13 protein-coding genes and 1 pseudogene are annotated in these 18,960 nt (G+C 31.5%); 13 read left to right on the forward strand and 1 reads right to left on the reverse strand.

The window, feature by feature from the left end; genetic code table 11:
- The first annotated feature begins 90 nt into the window (after window positions 1-90).
- The 4 genes from proC (at window position 91) to M1D66_RS11870 (ending at window position 3,620) form a co-directional block, all read left to right on the forward strand.
- Window positions 91-909: a pyrroline-5-carboxylate reductase gene (gene proC, locus M1D66_RS11855; RefSeq protein WP_001041290.1), complete on the forward strand. Its 819-nt coding sequence runs from the start codon at window positions 91-93 to the stop codon at window positions 907-909.
- Window positions 910-1,042: 133 nt separating this feature from the next.
- Entirely contained in the window at window positions 1,043-2,458 is a 1,416-nt protein-coding gene (locus M1D66_RS11860; RefSeq protein WP_000067450.1) for an amino acid permease, read from the forward strand.
- A 165-nt stretch (window positions 2,459-2,623) separates the two neighbouring features.
- Entirely contained in the window at window positions 2,624-3,250 is a 627-nt protein-coding gene (locus M1D66_RS11865) for a GIY-YIG nuclease family protein (RefSeq protein ID WP_001292161.1), read from the forward strand.
- Between the two features lie 181 nt (window positions 3,251-3,431).
- Window positions 3,432-3,620: an alpha/beta-type small acid-soluble spore protein gene (locus tag M1D66_RS11870; RefSeq protein ID WP_000897406.1), complete on the forward strand. Its 189-nt coding sequence runs from the start codon at window positions 3,432-3,434 to the stop codon at window positions 3,618-3,620.
- Window positions 3,621-4,405: 785 nt separating this feature from the next.
- On the opposite strand, the gene M1D66_RS11875 is transcribed toward M1D66_RS11870, so the two are convergent.
- Window positions 4,406-4,534: a hypothetical protein gene (locus M1D66_RS11875; RefSeq protein WP_000939298.1), complete on the reverse strand. Its 129-nt coding sequence runs from the start codon at window positions 4,532-4,534 to the stop codon at window positions 4,406-4,408.
- Between the two features lie 429 nt (window positions 4,535-4,963).
- On the opposite strand from M1D66_RS11875, the gene M1D66_RS11880 reads away from it, so the two are divergent.
- The 9 genes and pseudogenes from M1D66_RS11880 to M1D66_RS11920 all read left to right on the forward strand — a co-directional run bounded on the left by M1D66_RS11880 (window position 4,964) and on the right by M1D66_RS11920 (window position 18,959).
- Window positions 4,964-6,193: a helix-turn-helix domain-containing protein gene (locus M1D66_RS11880; protein ID WP_086384993.1), complete on the forward strand. Its 1,230-nt coding sequence runs from the start codon at window positions 4,964-4,966 to the stop codon at window positions 6,191-6,193.
- A 1,177-nt stretch (window positions 6,194-7,370) separates the two neighbouring features.
- Window positions 7,371-8,690, forward strand: a complete 1,320-nt coding sequence (hblC, locus tag M1D66_RS11885) for a hemolytic enterotoxin HBL lytic component L2 (RefSeq protein WP_086384992.1) — start codon at window positions 7,371-7,373, stop codon at window positions 8,688-8,690.
- A gap of 61 nt (window positions 8,691-8,751) precedes the next feature.
- The gene (gene hblD / locus M1D66_RS11890; protein WP_000714440.1) at window positions 8,752-9,972 is read left to right on the forward strand and encodes a hemolytic enterotoxin HBL lytic component L1; all 1,221 of its coding nucleotides are present in this window, start codon (window positions 8,752-8,754) and stop codon (window positions 9,970-9,972) included.
- Between the two features lie 36 nt (window positions 9,973-10,008).
- The gene (gene hblA, locus M1D66_RS11895; protein WP_086384991.1) at window positions 10,009-11,136 is read left to right on the forward strand and encodes a hemolysin BL binding component B; all 1,128 of its coding nucleotides are present in this window, start codon (window positions 10,009-10,011) and stop codon (window positions 11,134-11,136) included.
- A 374-nt stretch (window positions 11,137-11,510) separates the two neighbouring features.
- A complete protein-coding gene (gene hblB, locus M1D66_RS11900; protein ID WP_086384990.1) occupies window positions 11,511-12,911 on the forward strand; it encodes a hemolysin BL regulatory component HblB in 1,401 nt (466 codons plus the stop codon).
- Window positions 12,912-12,931: 20 nt separating this feature from the next.
- Window positions 12,932-13,160: pseudogene (locus M1D66_RS11905) on the forward strand (hypothetical protein); the annotation flags it as partial.
- A gap of 430 nt (window positions 13,161-13,590) precedes the next feature.
- Window positions 13,591-15,996, forward strand: coding sequence for a PAS domain S-box protein (locus M1D66_RS11910; protein WP_086384989.1), 2,406 nt, complete (start codon window positions 13,591-13,593; stop codon window positions 15,994-15,996).
- Window positions 15,997-16,356: 360 nt separating this feature from the next.
- Window positions 16,357-17,856, forward strand: a complete 1,500-nt coding sequence (locus tag M1D66_RS11915) for a spore germination protein (protein WP_086384988.1) — start codon at window positions 16,357-16,359, stop codon at window positions 17,854-17,856.
- Window positions 17,857-17,876: 20 nt separating this feature from the next.
- Window positions 17,877-18,959, forward strand: coding sequence for a GerAB/ArcD/ProY family transporter (locus M1D66_RS11920; protein ID WP_000809697.1), 1,083 nt, complete (start codon window positions 17,877-17,879; stop codon window positions 18,957-18,959).
- Window position 18,960 lies beyond the last annotated feature (1 nt).

Consider the following 18,960-nt stretch of genomic DNA (forward strand, 5'->3'; position numbering starts at 1 on the left):
GATAAACCAAGTAATTGTAATAGCCCTTATTTAGAATAATAATTTCAAAATCAATAAAATTTAGAGTAGAAGGAGCAAGAGCGAATTATTATGAATAAACAAATAGGATTCATCGGATGTGGAAACATGGGTATTGCTATGATAGGTGGGATGATAAAAAAAAATATAGTTTCTCCAGATCAAATAATTTGTTCAGATTTAAACGTCATTAATTTAAAAAATGCTAGTAATGAATATGGCATAACTATAACTACTAACAACAATGAAGTCGCTAACAGTGCTGACATTTTAATTTTATCAATCAAACCAGATTTATACTCATCGGTAATTAACCAAATAAAAGATCAAATAAAAAATGATGTAATCGTTGTAACTATTGCTGCAGGAAAAAGTATTAAGAGCACTGAGAATGAATTTGGTAGAAAGTTAAAAGTTGTTAGAGTAATGCCTAATACACCGGCACTTGTTGGAGAAGGAATGTCTGCGTTATGTTTTAATGAAATGGTTACAGAAAAAGATATAAAAGAGGTACTGAACATATTTAATATTTTCGGCCAGACGGAGGTCATAAATGAAAAGCTAATGGATGTTGTTACATCTATTAGTGGTTCTTCTCCAGCATATGTGTATATGTTTATAGAAGCCATGGCAGATGCTGCTGTACTTGGTGGTATGCCGAGAAAACAAGCTTATAAATTTGCGGCTCAGGCTGTATTAGGTTCTGCAAAAATGGTATTGGAAACAGGAATACATCCAGGTGAATTGAAGGATATGGTTTGTTCTCCAGGTGGAACGACGATAGAAGCTGTAGTAACGCTAGAAGAAAAAGGTTTAAGAACAGCTATCATTTCAGCTATGAAACGTTGTACGCAAAAATCTATGGAAATGTCTAGTTTAACTAGTAAGTGAGAAGCGAATTTATATAATATTTCAAATCTATTTAATGTAAAAGAAATATTATGAGGCTAGTTAATAACTAAGTAAATTTATATACAACACTAACGAGAAGAACAAACCTTATTTTAAAGGGGATACAGAAAATATGAGTAATTTACTAAAAAAGAAATCCGTTACACAATTGTTAGAGCATAATCAAAGCAAGACTTTAACGAAAACATTAGGGGCATTTGATTTAATTATGTTAGGGGTAGGCTCGATAGTTGGAACAGGTGTTCTTGTGTTAACTGGATTAGTAGCAGCAAGAAATGCTGGTCCAGCAGTTGTTTTTTCATTTATACTTGCAGCAATTATATGTGGATTTATAGCATTATGTTACGCGGAAATTGCTTCTACACTCCCGGCGTCTGGTAGTGTATATACGTACTCATATGCAACAATTGGTGAGTTTGTTGCTCATCTAGTAGGTTGGTCATTGCTGTTAATATATATCGTGGCAACAGCAGCTGTCGCTGCTGGATGGACAGGCTATTTCCACAATTTAATAAAGGGATTTGGATTAGAGATACCTAAAGCTCTAGTAACGATTCCTTCGCATGGTGGTATTGTGAATCTACCAGCAGTAATTATTACATTGATATTGGCATGGATGTTATCTCGTGGTACGAGGGAAAGTAAACGAATCAATAATATAATGGTATTGATTAAAATTGGAATGATTTTGTTGTTTATTACGGTTGGTATATTCTATGTAAAACCAATGAACTGGATACCAATTGCACCATACGGTTTAAGTGGAGTTTTTACGGGTGGAGCAGCTATTTTATTCGCTTTTACGGGTTTTGATATATTAGCAACTTCAGCAGAAGAAGTAAAAGATCCGAAACGTAATCTTCCGATCGGTATTATTGCATCATTAATCATATGTACAATTATTTATGTTATGGTATGCCTTGTTATGACAGGAATGGTTTCCTATAAAGAATTAAATGTTCCTGAGGCGATGGCTTATGTAATGGAAGTTGTAGGACAAGGAAAAGTCGCTGGTGCAATTGCTGCAGGTGCTGTAATTGGCCTTATGGCTGTTATTTTTTCCAATATGTATGCGGCAACACGAGTATTCTTTGCAATGAGTCGTGATGGATTGTTACCGAAATCATTTGCGAAAGTTAATAAGAAAACTGGAGCACCGACTTTTATAACTGGATTGGCAGGAATAGGGAGCTCTATAATAGCTGGGTTTATTGATTTGAAAGAATTAGTTAATTTAGTTAATATCGGTAGTTTGGTGACGTTTGCGTTAGTTTGTCTATCAGTTATTATCCTTCGTAAATCACACCCAAATTTAAAACGTGGATTTATGGTACCTTTTGTACCTGTATTACCATGCGTTGCAATTGTATGCTGTGTGTTTTTAATGCTAAATTTACCGTTAAGGACATGGGTGTACTTTAGTATTTGGATTACTATTGGGGTAGTAGTATATTTCCTTTATTCGATAAAACACAGTAATTTAAATGAGGAAACGATCTCGAAATTACATGATAAAATTGCGAGATAATAACGATCGAAAATTTTATTAATAATCATATTGATAGTTGAGTAACATAGAAACAGTTTTTTGACATTTAGCAAGAGATAAAATAAGAGATGCTAGGGCAGCTAAGTACTTTTTTAGAAACCTTGCTTGTTTTTTACGATTTAACACTGCTAAGGAGAGAGAAGTATGAGTGAATTGCATTTTATGAGTATAGAAGAATTGGATAATAAATTAAAAAAATCTGACAGTGGTATTTATTTCATTAAAGATTATAATGACAATATTATTTATGTAGGCAAGGCTTTTAGTATAAAAAGTAGAGTATTAGCTCATTTTAATAGTTATTCCAATATTGAGGAATATGTACATTTATTTAATAAAGTAGCGTATCTCATTGAAGATAGTTTGTTAAAACGCTCATTGTTACAAGTTACTTACATGATTAAATATAAACCAGTATTAAACAAAGAAGTACAAAAAGAATTCCCAGAGTTGTATACTCAATACATTAAGCAGACAAATAAAAAATCTATGTTGTTAGAAATTGATGAAGCTAAAGAAAAAAGGGATGAGTTAAAGAATAAATTAGTAAAATTAGTGGGTGGAAAAACTATGTTTTATGACATAATTTCTCTGTTAAATAATGGATATAACTATCATGTCCTCGCAAAAGTATTGAGCATAGAACTTCAAACTTTAATTATAATAAAAGAACACCGAAATAAATTCCCGATACCACATAATTATAAGAGGACAATAAAACATCAAGATATAATGTATGCTTTATCTGGAAAAAAGAATTTAAGTACTTAAAGGTTAAACACTTAACTTTAAAATAGTAAATTCGTTGCTTTTGTAGCTTTTATTGTTATATTGAAATGCAATGTACATTTGTGTTTCAAATTTAATTGGTGAAATAAGGGGAGGGAAAGGGTTCCTATAAAAATACTGGAATAAATTAGGTTATTCATGCGTAAATAGCATAATTAGGTACATGTTATTTATAAATATTCAAAGATACGAAAGTAATACAAATGAAATTCTTATTTCTGCTACTACAAGTACTATTGAGCAAATGAAGTATGAAAGTGCTTTTGAACTAGGGGTCACACTGGGACCTGATACATCACATCATCTGCAAATGGTTCGGATCGGTGGAGAGATTACAAAACGCTTAGTTTGAATGGCTGAAAAACAGTTAACAGGTCAATACAGACTACACTAAGAAAATAATCCGTATATATATGGATTGTTTTTCCTTTAATTTACAAAAAAATAAATTTCGAAATTGAAAAAACCTCTCAGATTCCTTTGTAATAAACTTTTTTATTTGTGTTAATGACATAGGTATCAAAAGATAATCAACCCGATACGAACGATGTATGAGCCTTTAAAAGAGTTTTGGTGTTATTTGCAATTTTAATTTCATAATACTTAAGCCGATATAATAAAATGTTTTATGTCTAAATTGATATAAAGTAATAATTATTAAATGATATTTCTTTTTTATAGAATAAGTAAAAACTGATATTGTAGTAATTACTGTTTTGAGGTCAATTTACTGTGCACCTTAATTAGTGAAGTTTTTTTGTTGATTAAAAACTATTGTATTTGGAAATTAATAATAAGTTTATCCCGCTATTTGCCGGGCAGTAAGACTCCACCTCAAAATTCAGCGGAAGCAAAGAAGTTAGGTGGGGGGCGGGCTGCCCGTAAAAGCCCGATTGGTATGGGCTAATAATCAGTGGGGGATGAACAAAACCCCCACTGATTAAAGTTTCACTTTATGTGATGCGGTAATAAAACTAGCTAGTTTGCTATTTTTAGTATTTGTAAAGTCTATATATTTTTTCCTCTTTTGTGGAAAGTAAAACTAATGTTACGACCAGTAATATAGTGTCATTTTTTGAATATTCCATTCGTTTTTTATTTTTAGTTGATGAAAAGACCTTTCTCTCAATTAAATGTTTAATTGAATCCTTGAATTTCCTCTACCTTGTATTTTTCAAAGCATAGTGCTTCAAAAATAGCCGTATCGCTTTCATCTGTTTCCAATTTCACAACTTCTTTATTATCTTTTTCTAAAATTTGGAGCAAAATAGTTTTTCAGTTTCACATGTAAATTAGCAGTATTTATTTTTTGAATTCAATTTGTAGAAAGGATTGAATTGGAACTTTGACTGTTATTTCTTGCGGTGGTACAGTATCTCCTGTTACTTTCGCTTTATTTTAAATCTTTTTCCAGCGTGGTCCTCGCATTGACTACCACTGTATTTTGTAGTACTTCACTATTTTCTCAAGTTCAATAATTATATTTTGTAGAATTAAGAAAAGAACTTAGTGTATTTCCTTTACGTATCTACTCTGATATTTAGATGCTAACTACAATTAAATAATATATGATTTTTATAAAAAAGATATAGTAATATTTTGTTGTGAATTGTACTAATTTGATATTTTATAGTATTATTTGTCGTGAATTATATATAACAGAATATATTTTATGGATCTATAAAGGAGAATGTAATGAATACTTCTATCGATATACAACACTTGTGTGATCTTGCACATAAAGCATTTAATGCCCCTGTACATATTTTATCTGCAGACAGAAAAATTTTATATCATTCTACATCTGATAATGTTTGTAGTCCTTTTTATTCTTCAAAAGAAGAACATCTTACTGATATTTATCAAGAAAACGATCCCTTTAACTTGCCACTTTTCCGAAGTAACAACTATCTTGAAAATTTTGTTCTAATTCATATAGAAAATCATGATGATATTAAAGGGACTATTATAATCGGTCCTACTATACATTCAAAAGATTCAGATGATATGATCATAAAATTTCAGAAAGAATTTAAATCAAATGATAACATTCAAGAAAGACTTGCCTATTATCAGTGTTTATCTGAGATTAAAAAAACTACATTAATTGATATGGGAATTTTATTACATTACATGATTTTCAATGAAAAGTTAGATGTAGATATTGTCTTGGAAAAAAATAAAGTACTAGAGGAAGTTCCTAATAAAATTGTGAAACCGGATTTATATATTTTAAAACGCCGACAAAACAAACCTAAAACGCACAATATGGCATTAGTAAATGATTTCTTTTCGACTATTAAAGAAGGAAATAAAAAAAAGTTAATACAGTATATGTATGCGGTTTCGCAAGAAGATGTTGAACTTATGCTAATAGAGGATCCGCTCAGGAATCAAAAAAACCTTGGAATTATTGCGATTACCTTAGCCACTCGATATGCAATAGAAGGAAACCTGCCACCAGATATTGCTTTTGCCCATAGTATTTTATATATACAAACCCTAGAACAATTAGATAATGTAGAATCTGTAAAGCGATTATCAGGGGACGCTTTACGTACCTTTGCAGATCGTGTGAAAGAATACAATGCAAAAAAGTATTCTTACGCGGTTACTACATGTATAAAACATATTAATAAAAATGTTTACGATGGAATATCTCTGAATGAACTTGCTAATCATTTAGAAATTACGCCTACTTATCTGTCTAAACTATTTAAAAAAGAAATGGGAATTACTTTAAGTGAATATATTCAAAGGGAACGAGTGGAAGAAGCAAAGAAATTATTAACCCTCACTACTTATTCGTTATCAGATATCTGTGCTTGGCTTAACTTTAATGACCAAAGTTATTTTATAAGAGTTTTCAAAAAAATCACTAGCATGACTCCTAGGCAGTACCGTGAAAAATATACAATAATATAAGCTTGTTATTTGCTGTCTCCAATGTAAAGACTTAAACATGGGTGTAAGTATCCCAAAAAATGAAAATTCACTAACCATTATTTTGCTAAAGAAAAAAAAGACAGAAGGCTGCAAAGTGTTCCAAGGAAGCTTTGCAGCTTTTTTGTAATTTAAAACCTATGTTTATAACGATGATAAGTTTATAGACTAATATCTTCATACTGAATATTTGTTAATAATGATATTAGGATGTTTTGTGAAAAAATCAACAATATAACATATATTACTAAATATATCTACATTTTATGCAATTATACATAACTAAATAAAGGTAAAAAAGTATAAAAAGACCTATTATATTATTCTATAAGTATTTTTTCTAAAATAAAATTTCTCGGTTGAGCTAAAATAGTTATTTTTAACCGTATACACATTAATTTGTAATCATTACAATTACAGAAATGAAATTTACGGATAACTATATTTATATAATTTTTTTCGGTTCATATTTTTATTTAACAGTAAATTATCGATCGTAATCGACAAAATTTTTCTATTTACGCATTAAAAATTTAATGTTTTAATGAACAACATAACTGGTATGACCAGACAGAAAGGATAAGGTTACGCTAATAGGAATTATAGTGAAGTTGTAAGTAACATTATGTTGAAAATATTTTTCGAATAGTCTATTTATTTACAAGAGGTCAAGAATCAAGTTTGTAATAAACGTGTTCTAAGTTTCTGCATAACAAAAGTGAAGTTATTCCGCAATAAAAGTATAAGCGATGTACAGTATAATTTCACCTTTTGTAGTCTAGTAAGGAGCTTGCTGATAAAACTAAGAGTAATATTATTAAATTTAAATTAAACAATGTTATGACAAGATTAACTGTAAGCATTGGTTTATTGATTCTCGCAGTTCTGTAAGTTAAACCGCAATTCTAGGGAAGAATTACTCATTTACTATTCATAGGGTGCTTGATTCAAATATAATTAATAAATTTTTGTTATTTATATTTGAAAAAATAAAGTATCGAAGTGAGAAGTAAGTAAAATCCTTACATCCTATTAGAAGTAAAAAATAACGATATTATCCTATCTGAAAGATTTCTCCTTCTTAATCAGTTTACAAAGAGAGAGGTCGTACAAGTTATATGAATTAAGTTATAAAAACAATGGTAAAGGAGTGTACGGAATGAAAACTAAAATAATTACAGGATTATTAGTCACATCCATTGTAACTGGAGGAAATATTCCTATCAATACTCTCGCAACACCAACCGTTCAAGCGGAAACTCAACAGGAAGGCATGGATATTTCCTCTTCATTACGAAAATTAGGTGCGCAATCTAAATTAATCCAAACGTATATTGATCAATCTTTAATGAGTCCTAATGTACAGTTAGAGGAAGTCACAGCTTTAAATACAAATCAATTCCTAATCAAACAAGATATGAAGGAATGGTCATCGGAACTCTATCCACAGTTAATTCTATTAAATTCAAAAAGTAAAGGATTTGTAACAAAATTTAATAGCTATTACCCGACATTAAAATCGTTTGTAGACAATAAAGAAGATAGAGAAGGGTTTTCGGATAGACTTGAAGTACTTCAAGAAATGGCTATGACGAATCAAGAAAATACGCAACGGCAAATCAATGAATTAACAGATCTTAAATTACAGCTTGATAAAAAATTAAAAGATTTTGATACTGATGTGGCAACTGCTCAAGGCATACTAAGTACAGATGGAACAGGAAAAATAGACCAGTTAAAAAATGAAATATTAAATACCAAAAAAGCAATTCAAAATGATTTACAGCAAATTGCATTAATACCAGGGGCTTTAAATGAACAGGGATTTGCTATATTCAAAGAAGTTTATAGTCTTTCAAAAGAAATTATTGAACCAGCTGCTCAAGCAGGGGTGGCAGCGTATAACAAAGGAAAAGAAATTAACAACTCTATTCTAGAAGCTGAGAAAAAAGCAGTGCAAGAAGCAACAGAGCAAGGTAAAACTGCTCTAGAGATTGAATCAGCAAAGAAAGCAGCTCGTGAAGCAATTGAGAAAAGCAAACAAGGTGAAATAGCAGCCGCAGCCGCAGCAAAAACACAAGAGTATGACCTGATGAAGGTCATTGATACCGAAAAGATTAAGAAAACATTTGGCGTTTTTGCTGAAGTAAATAAATTAACAGCAGAGCAGCGAGCATATTTAGATGATTTAGAGAAACAAAATCAAAAAATATATGATTTAACAACGAAATTATCAATAGCTGATTTACAAAAATCAATGCTTCTTCTTACACAAAATGATTTGCATACGTTTGCAAATCAAATAGATGTAGAACTTGATCTACTAAAGCGCTATAAAGAAGATTTAAATCTAATAAAAAATAGCATTACAAAATTATCTACTAATGTTGATACAACTAGCGAGCAGTCTCAAAAAGATACATTAAGACAATTAAAAAATGTAATAAGTTACCTTGAAGAGCAAGTATATAAATTTTGATATTACGTTTTTTGGAAATCTATAAAGAGTATAAGCATTTAGCGAAAGAAGGAGAATAGTCATGAAAAAATTTCCATTCAAAGTACTAACTTTAGCTACATTAGCAACTGTTATAACTGCTACTACCGGTAACACTATTCATGCATTTGCACAAGAAACGACCGCTCAAGAACAAAAAGTAGGCAATTATGCATTAGGCCCCGAAGGACTGAAGAAAGCATTAGCTGAAACAGGGTCTCATATTCTAGTAATGGATTTATACGCAAAAACAATGATTAAGCAACCAAATGTAAATTTATCTAATATCGATTTAGGCTCAGAGGGGGGAGAGTTGCTCAAAAATATTCACCTTAATCAAGAGCTATCACGAATCAATGCGAATTACTGGTTAGATACAGCGAAGCCACAGATTCAAAAAACTGCTCGTAATATTGTAAATTACGATGAACAATTTCAAAATTATTACGACACATTAGTAGAAACTGTACAAAAGAAAGATAAGGCAGGTCTAAAAGAGGGTATAAATGATTTAATTACTACAATCAATACAAATTCAAACGAAGTTACAGATGTGATTAAGATGCTACAAGACTTCAAAGGGAAACTATATCAAAATTCTACAGATTTTAAAAATAATGTTGGTGGTCCAGATGGGAAAGGTGGATTAACTGCAATATTAGCAGGTCAACAGGCAACGATTCCACAACTTCAAGCTGAAATTGAGCAACTTCGTTCTACTCAGAAAAAACATTTTGATGATGTATTAGCATGGTCAATTGGTGGTGGATTGGGAGCAGCTATTTTAGTTATTGCAGCTATTGGAGGAGCGGTAGTTATTGTTGTAACTGGCGGTACAGCAACACCGGCTGTTGTTGGTGGACTCTCGGCTCTTGGCGCAGCTGGTATTGGTTTAGGAACAGCGGCTGGTGTCACAGCATCTAAGCATATGGACTCCTATAATGAAATTTCTAACAAAATCGGAGAATTAAGTATGAAAGCAGATCGTGCTAATCAAGCAGTTCTTTCGCTTACTAACGCGAAAGAAACATTGGCATATTTATATCAGACTGTAGATCAAGCGATATTGTCTCTAACAAATATTCAAAAGCAATGGAATACAATGGGCGCAAATTATACAGATTTACTGGATAATATCGATTCTATGCAAGACCACAAATTCTCTTTAATACCAGATGATTTAAAAGCCGCTAAAGAAAGTTGGAATGATATTCATAAAGATGCAGAATTCATTTCAAAAGATATTGCTTTTAAACAGGAGTAGAACTGAAATATAAAACCTAAATTGGAGGAAAATGAAATGATAAAAAAAATCCCTTACAAATTACTCGCTGTATCGACGCTATTAACTATTACAACCGCAAATGTAGTTTCACCAGTAACAACTTTTGCAAGTGAAATTGAACAAACGAATAATGGAGATACGGCTCTTTCTGCAAATGAAGCGAGAATGAAAGAGACCTTGCAAAAGGCTGGATTATTTGCAAAATCTATGAATGCCTATTCTTATATGTTAATTAAGAATCCTGATGTGAATTTTGAGGGAATTACCATTAATGGATATGTAGATTTACCTGGTAGAATCGTACAAGATCAAAAGAATGCAAGGGCACATGCTGTTACTTGGGATACGAAAGTAAAAAAACAGCTTTTAGATACATTGAATGGTATTGTTGAATACGATACAACATTTGACAATTATTATGAAACAATGGTAGAAGCGATTAATACAGGGGATGGAGAAACTTTAAAAGAAGGGATTACAGATTTGCGAGGTGAAATTCAACAAAATCAAAAGTATGCACAACAACTAATAGAAGAATTAACTAAATTAAGAGACTCTATTGGACATGATGTTAGAGCTTTTGGAAGTAATAAAGAGCTCTTGCAGTCAATTTTAAAAAATCAAGGTGCAGATGTTGATGCCGATCAAAAGCGTCTAGAAGAAGTATTAGGATCAGTAAACTATTATAAACAATTAGAATCTGATGGGTTTAATGTAATGAAGGGTGCTATTTTGGGTCTACCAATAATTGGCGGTATTATAGTGGGAGTAGCAAGGGATAATTTAGGTAAGTTAGAGCCTTTATTAGCAGAATTACGTCAGACCGTGGATTATAAAGTAACCTTAAATCGTGTAGTTGGAGTTGCTTACAGTAATATTAATGAAATGCACAAGGCGCTTGATGATGCTATTAACGCTCTTACTTATATGTCCACGCAGTGGCATGACTTAGATTCTCAATATTCGGGAGTACTTGGACATATTAAGACCGCATCTCAAAAAGCTGAACAAAATAGATTTAAATTCTTAAAGAATAATTTGGATGCGGCTAAAGACAGTTGGAAAACATTACGAACAGATGCTGTTACATTAAAAGAAGGAATAAAGGAATTAAAAGTGGAAACTGTTACTCCACAAAAATAGGGAAATATTAATTCTGCGTAAAGTGAACTAAAACATAGAAAGTCTATGATTACACTGTTAAACAGAAAAGTGATAATTAATAAATCCTTATATAACAGAAAGGCGGAGTCTCATTAAAGACTTCGCCTTTCAATTATATATAAGTATGATTCGAATAAAAAATAACCTTGTAGTTTAATTGCTTTTTTAAAATTTGCAACAGAATCGGTTAATTTGAAGCAGATTATATACATTTTCTTTAATACTTTATGATTTGAAGGCTGCTAAAGAAAGTTCAAACGATACTGATAAAAGATGTAGAACTCATTTTGAAAGACATCGCTTTTTAATAAGATTAGAACTTGAAACCATACCTTATATAGGAGGAATACGAAATGATGAAAAAAATCCCTAATAAACTACTCGCTGTATCAGCGTTTATAACTATAACAACTACTTATGCAGTCATACCAATAGAAACTTATGCAATTGAAATTGAACAAACGAACATTGAAAATATATCTCTTTCAGCAAATGAAGAACAGATGAAAAAAGCTTTGCAAGATGCTGGTTTATTTGCAAAAGCTATGAATGAATACTCTTATTTGCTAATTAATAATCCAGATGTGAGTTTTGAAGGAATAACTATTAATGGAAATGCAGATTTACCTAGTAAAATTGTACAAGATCAAAAGAATGCAAGAGCACATGCTGTTACATGGAATACACAAGTAAAAAAACAACTTTTTGATACATTGACAGGCATTATAGAATACGATACAAAATTTGAAAATCATTATGAAACATTAGTAGAGGCGATCAATACTGGAAATGGAGATACTTTAAAAAAAGGGATTAAAGATCTACAGGGAGGAATTCAACAAAATCAAAAGTCTGCAAAAGCATTAATAGAAGAATTAATTCAATTAAAAAATGCTATTGGAGAAGATGTTAGAACATTTGGAAGTCATAAAGAGACATTGCAATCGATTTTAAAAAACCAAGGTGCTGATGTGGAGGCGGACCAAAAGCGTCTAGAGGACCTTTTAGGACAAGTAAAATATCAGAAAGACATAGAATCTAAGGGGTTAGACATGGTGAAAATCCCCTTTATTCCAACCTTGATTGCTGGTGGCATAATGATAGGTGATGCAAGAGGTAAGTTAGGTTGGCTAGAACCTGAATTAGCAAAATTGCGTCAGACTGTAGATTATAAAATAACATTGAATCGTGTAGTTGGAGTTGCATTTCATAATATTAGTGATATGCATAGTATGCTTGATAGTGCTATCACTGCTCTTACTTATATGTCTACGCAATGGGAGGATTTAGATTCTCAATATTCGGGTGTACTGGGACATATTGATAAAGCTGATCAAAAAGCTGATCAAAATAAATATAAATTCTTACCCCCTAGCTTGAATGCAGCGAAAAACAGTTGGAAAACATTAAAAACAGATGTTGTCACTTTACAAGAAGGGATAAAAATCGCAGAGAAAAAAGAACAGGATTTTTTGAATCAGCTTCGTCCATCAAACGTTTTCTACTTTTATAAAAAAATTCATAACGCATACACTTTTGAAATAAAGACTGGAACAAATGCGCCAAATGCGTCTTATAAAGTTATGAATTTAACGAAAAACACTGTTCATAATATGTGGAGTGGAGGGGCTAATACTAACATGTGGGCTGATTGGCTTTCATTCAATCCAAATGATGAATTTGCGGTAGTAGCAGTAGTGGATGGTAAAGAATATGTTGTGTATAAAGACAAAGTACAAAATATAATGAACTGAATCTGAAAGTAACGAAGTAATTGGAGCTGGAGAATAAACTAGACACCAAGTTAATCGAAAAATCCCCTTATATCCTAGAATATTTTGCTCAAGAAAAAGAATTTGTTCAGCGAAAAAAGTAAATATTGAATCAAGGAGTTAGTTGTATTATGTGTATGGTTTTACCGAAAGGTTTCAAGTACATTACCCATACAATTATGTAGTTATCCTGAAGCATCTACAGGTGTTCTTATCGACCTTGAAGAACTACTTAGCTTCCTAAGTGGAGTGATTTTATGCAAAATTAAGTGAACGTTTTTGTACATAGATTAGTTGACATTCATATAGATTTTTTCCATTTTCAAAGATAGTTTTGTTTTTTATGTTATTTTTCAAAAATTACTGCTGAAATTTCTATATTCATGACTCAGCATATAATCATTGTTTGATGAAATGACATACCACGTCCCTTAGAGTTTTATACGTATTACGATAACTTAAAGAAAAAAGATAATAGTAGTCAACGGTTACTATTATCTTTTTTGAACTATTTTTCATTAAAATATCCCATCTGCTGTGTTCCTTATTTACTTTTCCAGATTTTATCCTAGTTTAAAATTTATGCATTTGAACTGTTTATACAATTTGTAGGATTTTTAGCTTTTTTGTCGAATACACTTAATGCAAGGAGGGACATTACATGATTATTAAAGATTATTTCATCAACCTTTCTATTTTTTCTTTATTAGTTAGCGCAGCAATATTTATTCAAGTGTTTACAATTAATTCTAGTCGATATTTCGAAAAGCTCTATGGAGGGATTATTGCAGTTACGTTAATGTTCTTTTCTTTTCCATACATGGGATTTTCCTACGATCTTCGAGTTGTTCCTCTTATTCTATCTTTTATTTACTTTGGTCGTATTGCGGGTTGGATTACGCTAATTAGCATAATATTAATGCGTATTTTTTACATTGGAGAGTATTGGGAACCTCCTGTGATTGCTTATTTATGTATGGGGATTCTATTTTCTACTTTTAAAATTTATGTAAAAAAACTACATCCTTTTAAAAGTGCATCTTTATATTTTTCTGTTTTTATTGGAATAAAGTGGTTAGTTGGCGTATTATTTAATACTACATTACTTTACACAGGAGGCCTATTATATATAGCGTTAGGACTTTTAATTGGGCTATTTCTTATGGAAGCCTACCAGAGATTGTATTATTTAACACAGGACTTATCTAAAATGAATCGAGAATTAAAAAAATCGAAGCAAGAACTTGCAGATACCGTACATGAGCTTCAAGGAGGAATTTTTAAATTTAAAAAAGTGGATAAGCACTTTATACACACTTTATGTGATGGACAGTTTTATTATCAAAACGGATTTTATTCTGAACAGGTGGTAGGAAAAAGCTTACGTACTATTGATGCTTCTATTGTTCCTCCACATTTAGTTCCACAATTGATGAAGTACTATCTTCAGGCATGGGAAGGAAAAGAAATTATATTTGAATTACCTTGGCCAAATGATAAAACTATTATTCTTATTGCGCTTAGGCCGATTAAACGAAATGGACAAGTTATTGAAGTTGTTGGTTCTACAGTTGATATAACCGAAAGGAAAAAGGTAGAATCAGAATTAAGCGCTACCAAAGAATTATTGGAATCATTTATAAAGCACAATCTAGATGCTATTACCATTTCTGATCGAGAAGGGCATATTTTACAAGCCAATAAAGCTTATGAAAAGATATTTGGGTGGTCATCACAAGAAATCATAGGTAAGAGATTACCTTGTGTACCAGATTTTTTAATGGAAGAATCACTCGAAAATATTCAGAAAATTCTAACAGGAGAATCGGTGGTTACTAGATTAGAAACTGTTAGACAACGGAGCGATGGGAGTCTTCTTGATATCAGTCTGACAGTTTCTCCTATACTAGATGTAAGAGGAAATGTGATAGCTTTATCAGCAATATGTAGAGACATCTCTGAAAGAAAACAAGCAGAAAGAGAACGACATCGATTACACCAGCAATTAAGAGATAGTGAAATGAAGTACCGTGCACTAATTGAACAAGCAACTGATGCGGTATATGTAGTAGAGCTGAATGAAGATAATGCTCCAAGTCGATTTATTGAGGTAAACCCTGTTGGGTGTAGAAGATTTGGATATAGTAGAGAAGAGTTGCTCTCATTATCATTTTCAAATATAGTACCACAAAATTCTCAAATAATCGTAAGGTTATTAGAAAAAATTAAAAAGGGACAAACTTCCTTCACTTTGCAAGATGAGTATGTTTTTCCAACAGGAAAAGTAATAACAACTGAGTTTAGTGTTCGTGTTTTTAACTTAAATGGTAAAAAAGTTTTTCTAAGTATTTCTCGTGATATCACTGAACGGCTAAAAACAGAAGAATTATTACGAAAATCTGAAAAACTTGCTGTTGTAGGACAATTAGCGACTGTAATGGCTCATGAGATTAATAATCCATTAACTGCAATGAAAGGGTTCATGCAATTACTAAAATCAACGGAAAATGAGAATAATCAGGGTTATATTAATATAGTATCATCAGAGATTGAGCGTATAGAGAGCATAACAACTGAATTTATGGCGGTAGCCAAACCACAGGTAGTAAAAATGCAACCTAATAACATTAGTGTGCTAATGGATCAAGTTTTAATGCTACTACAACCTCAAGCAATGATGCATAATATAAAATTTAGAATCGATCTTAACCCTGGTATTCCATTGATTTCATGTGAAGGAAATCAATTAAAACAAGTATTTGTTAATATATTAAAAAATGCAATTGAATCTATGCCGATGGGAGGGGAAATTCTGATTCAAATAAATATACTTGATAATAATCAAGTAAGCATTCGTTTTATCGATCAAGGGTGTGGGATTCCAAAAGAACGTATACCATACCTCGGAGAACCTTTTTATAGTATTAAAGAAGAGGGGATTGGCTTAGGATTAATGATCTGTTATAAAATCATTGAAACACATCAGGGAAAGATATTTATTAAGAGTGAAATGAATAAGGGGACTACAGTTGAAGTCACTCTCCCTATTTGTACACTTCAAAATTAAGATATTCTCTTACTGAAATTTTTTAAGAAACCATACAGAATGTAATGCCAATGTTACTTAATGAAATAATAAAGAGAAGAACACTGGTAAATGTACCCTATAGAATAGACACTTGAAAAAGCCTGTTATAAAAACATCCTTTCTTTAGAACCAAAAGAAAGGATGTTTTTAATATTGTAATTTTTCTTGGAGACATTTCAAATTTTTACTTTTAATACATTTTTTAACTAATTTTGGTTAAGTTAGTTAAAAAGGCATTGTTTTTAAGGAGCATATTGACATATAAATATCCCTCATTTTTAAAATAGAAATTTCTAAAAACTATATATAGGTTCTTTTTGAAAGGAAGGGTATTATCAATTGAAACCACATGAAAAAGTACCTGTTAACTCTATAAAATCTTTGCAGGAATTAATGCAATTACTAAAAAAATCTAAAGATTTTATAACGTTGGAGATCGCTTCAAACAAATCCTCTATAGTCATTTCATATTTTAGAACCTTAATCGATGTAAATATATTTCATGAAGAGGTTTTAACTTATATAAAAGAGAAGAGCTTCGATTCATTACAAGATATTCGGTCTGTCTTACCCTTTGAAAATTCAAAAATAACAAATCAAATGGAAGATATTCAGGATAGTATTTTAAACGGCTATATACTTATTCAGTTCGATACAGATAAATTAAATGGCTTGTTAATCAATGTGGCAAAGAAAGAAAAAAGAGATATTACAAAAGCTGAAATTGAATACAATATCGTGGGTCCACAAATCGCGTTTGTTGAAGATTTAGATGTAAACTTAAATTTAGTACGTAGAAAGCTTCCAACACCTTATTTACAAATGAAGGAATTGAAAGTAGGCTCTCTATCTAACACAACCGTTGCGATTGTATATATTGAGGGAATTGTAAATGATCAAAATCTACAAGAAATTATAAAAAGGGTGAGTCTAATAAAAACAGACCACGTTTTGGATAGCACGTATTTGATGCAGTTAATTGCAGACAACCCGAATTCTATATTTCCTCAATTTTTGAATACAGAACGACCAGACCGTGTAGCAGCTGTATTGGCAGAAGGGAAAATTGCACTTTTTGTAGATGGCTCACCTTATGCAATCACTCTTCCAACAACATTAATTGACTTTTTTTCTACGACAGAAGATTACACCATGCCTTGGATTATTGCCTCTTTTTTTCGTCTATTAAGGCTTTTTGCTTTTATGTTTTCTGTCTTAACGACTCCATTATATGTTGCAATCTTAACATATCATTACGAGCTTATTCCAAAAGAACTTCTTGAAACGTTAATCATATCGAGAAGTAAAGTACCTTTTCCTCCATTAATTGAAGCGCTTTTTTTAGAAATAACGATTGAATTACTGAGAGAAGCGGGGGCACGTTTACCAACTAAAGTGGGTCTAACTGTCGGTATAGTAGGTGGTATTGTAATTGGACAGGCATCTGTAGAGGCAAGTCTTACAAGTAATGTACTTATTATTATTGTTGCACTTTCAGCGCTTAGCTCATTTACAGCACCAATATATCGAATTGGTAATACAATTCGAGTAATTCGTTTTCCTTTTATAATATCTGCACACCTGTTGGGTTTATTAGGAATTGTTTTAACAAGCTCTTTGCTTTTAGCACGTTTATTACGTACAGAATCATTAAGACGTCCTTATTTGTTTCCTTTTTATCCTACACGCCCTACAGATTGGAAAGATAGCATTATCCGTTTGCCGATCTCAGCGATGTTTCGACGTCCTATTTTTTCAAGATCTAAACAGCGTTTTCGTTTTAATCCAGAAGAGGTAGAGAAAAATAAAATTAAATCACGAAATGATTTTGATGATTGAAATTAACAGGGAGGAGCATTATGAAACAGATCCCAATTGAGTATCAAGTCTCTCCATATATGGTGTTTTTTTTAATTATTACTATACAGATGGGGGTTGGTATGCTTGGTTTTGAAAGGATTAGTGCAAAATTAGTTGGAAATGATGCGTGGATTAGCACGCTGCTTTTTGGAATATCTGTTAATCTTATGATTTGGATTATATATCAGATTTTAAATCAGGGTAATGGAGATATCATTGCAATCAATCAAGACGTACTTGGAAAATGGATTGGTGGATTGTTCAACTTCATTTTTTTATCTTATATTGTATTGTTAGGTGCAACAACACTACATACCTATATCGAAGTAGTACATGTTTGGATGTTTCCTTCCATTTCATCTTGGATTATAGCAGGGGCTTTTTTGGGGCTATGTTATTACATTGTGACTGGAGGATTTCGTGTAGTTGCTGGAATCGGCTTCTTTGGAATCGTTATCCCAAGCATTCTAATCTTCACATTTTTTTATCCTTTGCAGTATGCAGATTTTCAGAATTTATTTCCAATTGCACAGCATTCATTCCTAGAAATCATGAAAGGAATGAAAGGAAATATGTTTAGTTTTTTTGGATTTGAAATGTTATTGTTGTACTACCCATTTATTAAAAAGGCAAGAACCTCTCAAAAATATGCGCACTATGCAAATTTAGTAACGACTATTGTCTACACATACCTTATGATTTTAACTCTTGCGTTTTTTAGTGAAAAACAACTAGCGAGCGCGATATGGGCATATTTAAGCATGATTAAAATTATACAATTTCCCTTTATAGAGCGGTTTGAATACATTATTGTTTCTGTTTGGGCTTTTTTTATATTACCTAACGTTTCCTTTACATTATGGGGAGTAAGTCGTGGTATAAAAGAGGCACTGGGAATAAAGCAAAAATATGTTTTGCCAGTTATCATCCTGTTCATCTTTGTTTTATCATTTTTCTTGAATAACCGTAATAAAATTAACTTATTAAATACTTGGACAGGTCAAATTGGCTTTGTATATATATATGTATACCTACCTATATTATGGCTAATTCAAACCGCCAAAATAAAGTTAAGGAGATAAA

It is taken from the genome of Bacillus sp. PK6-16, assembly GCF_056530295.1.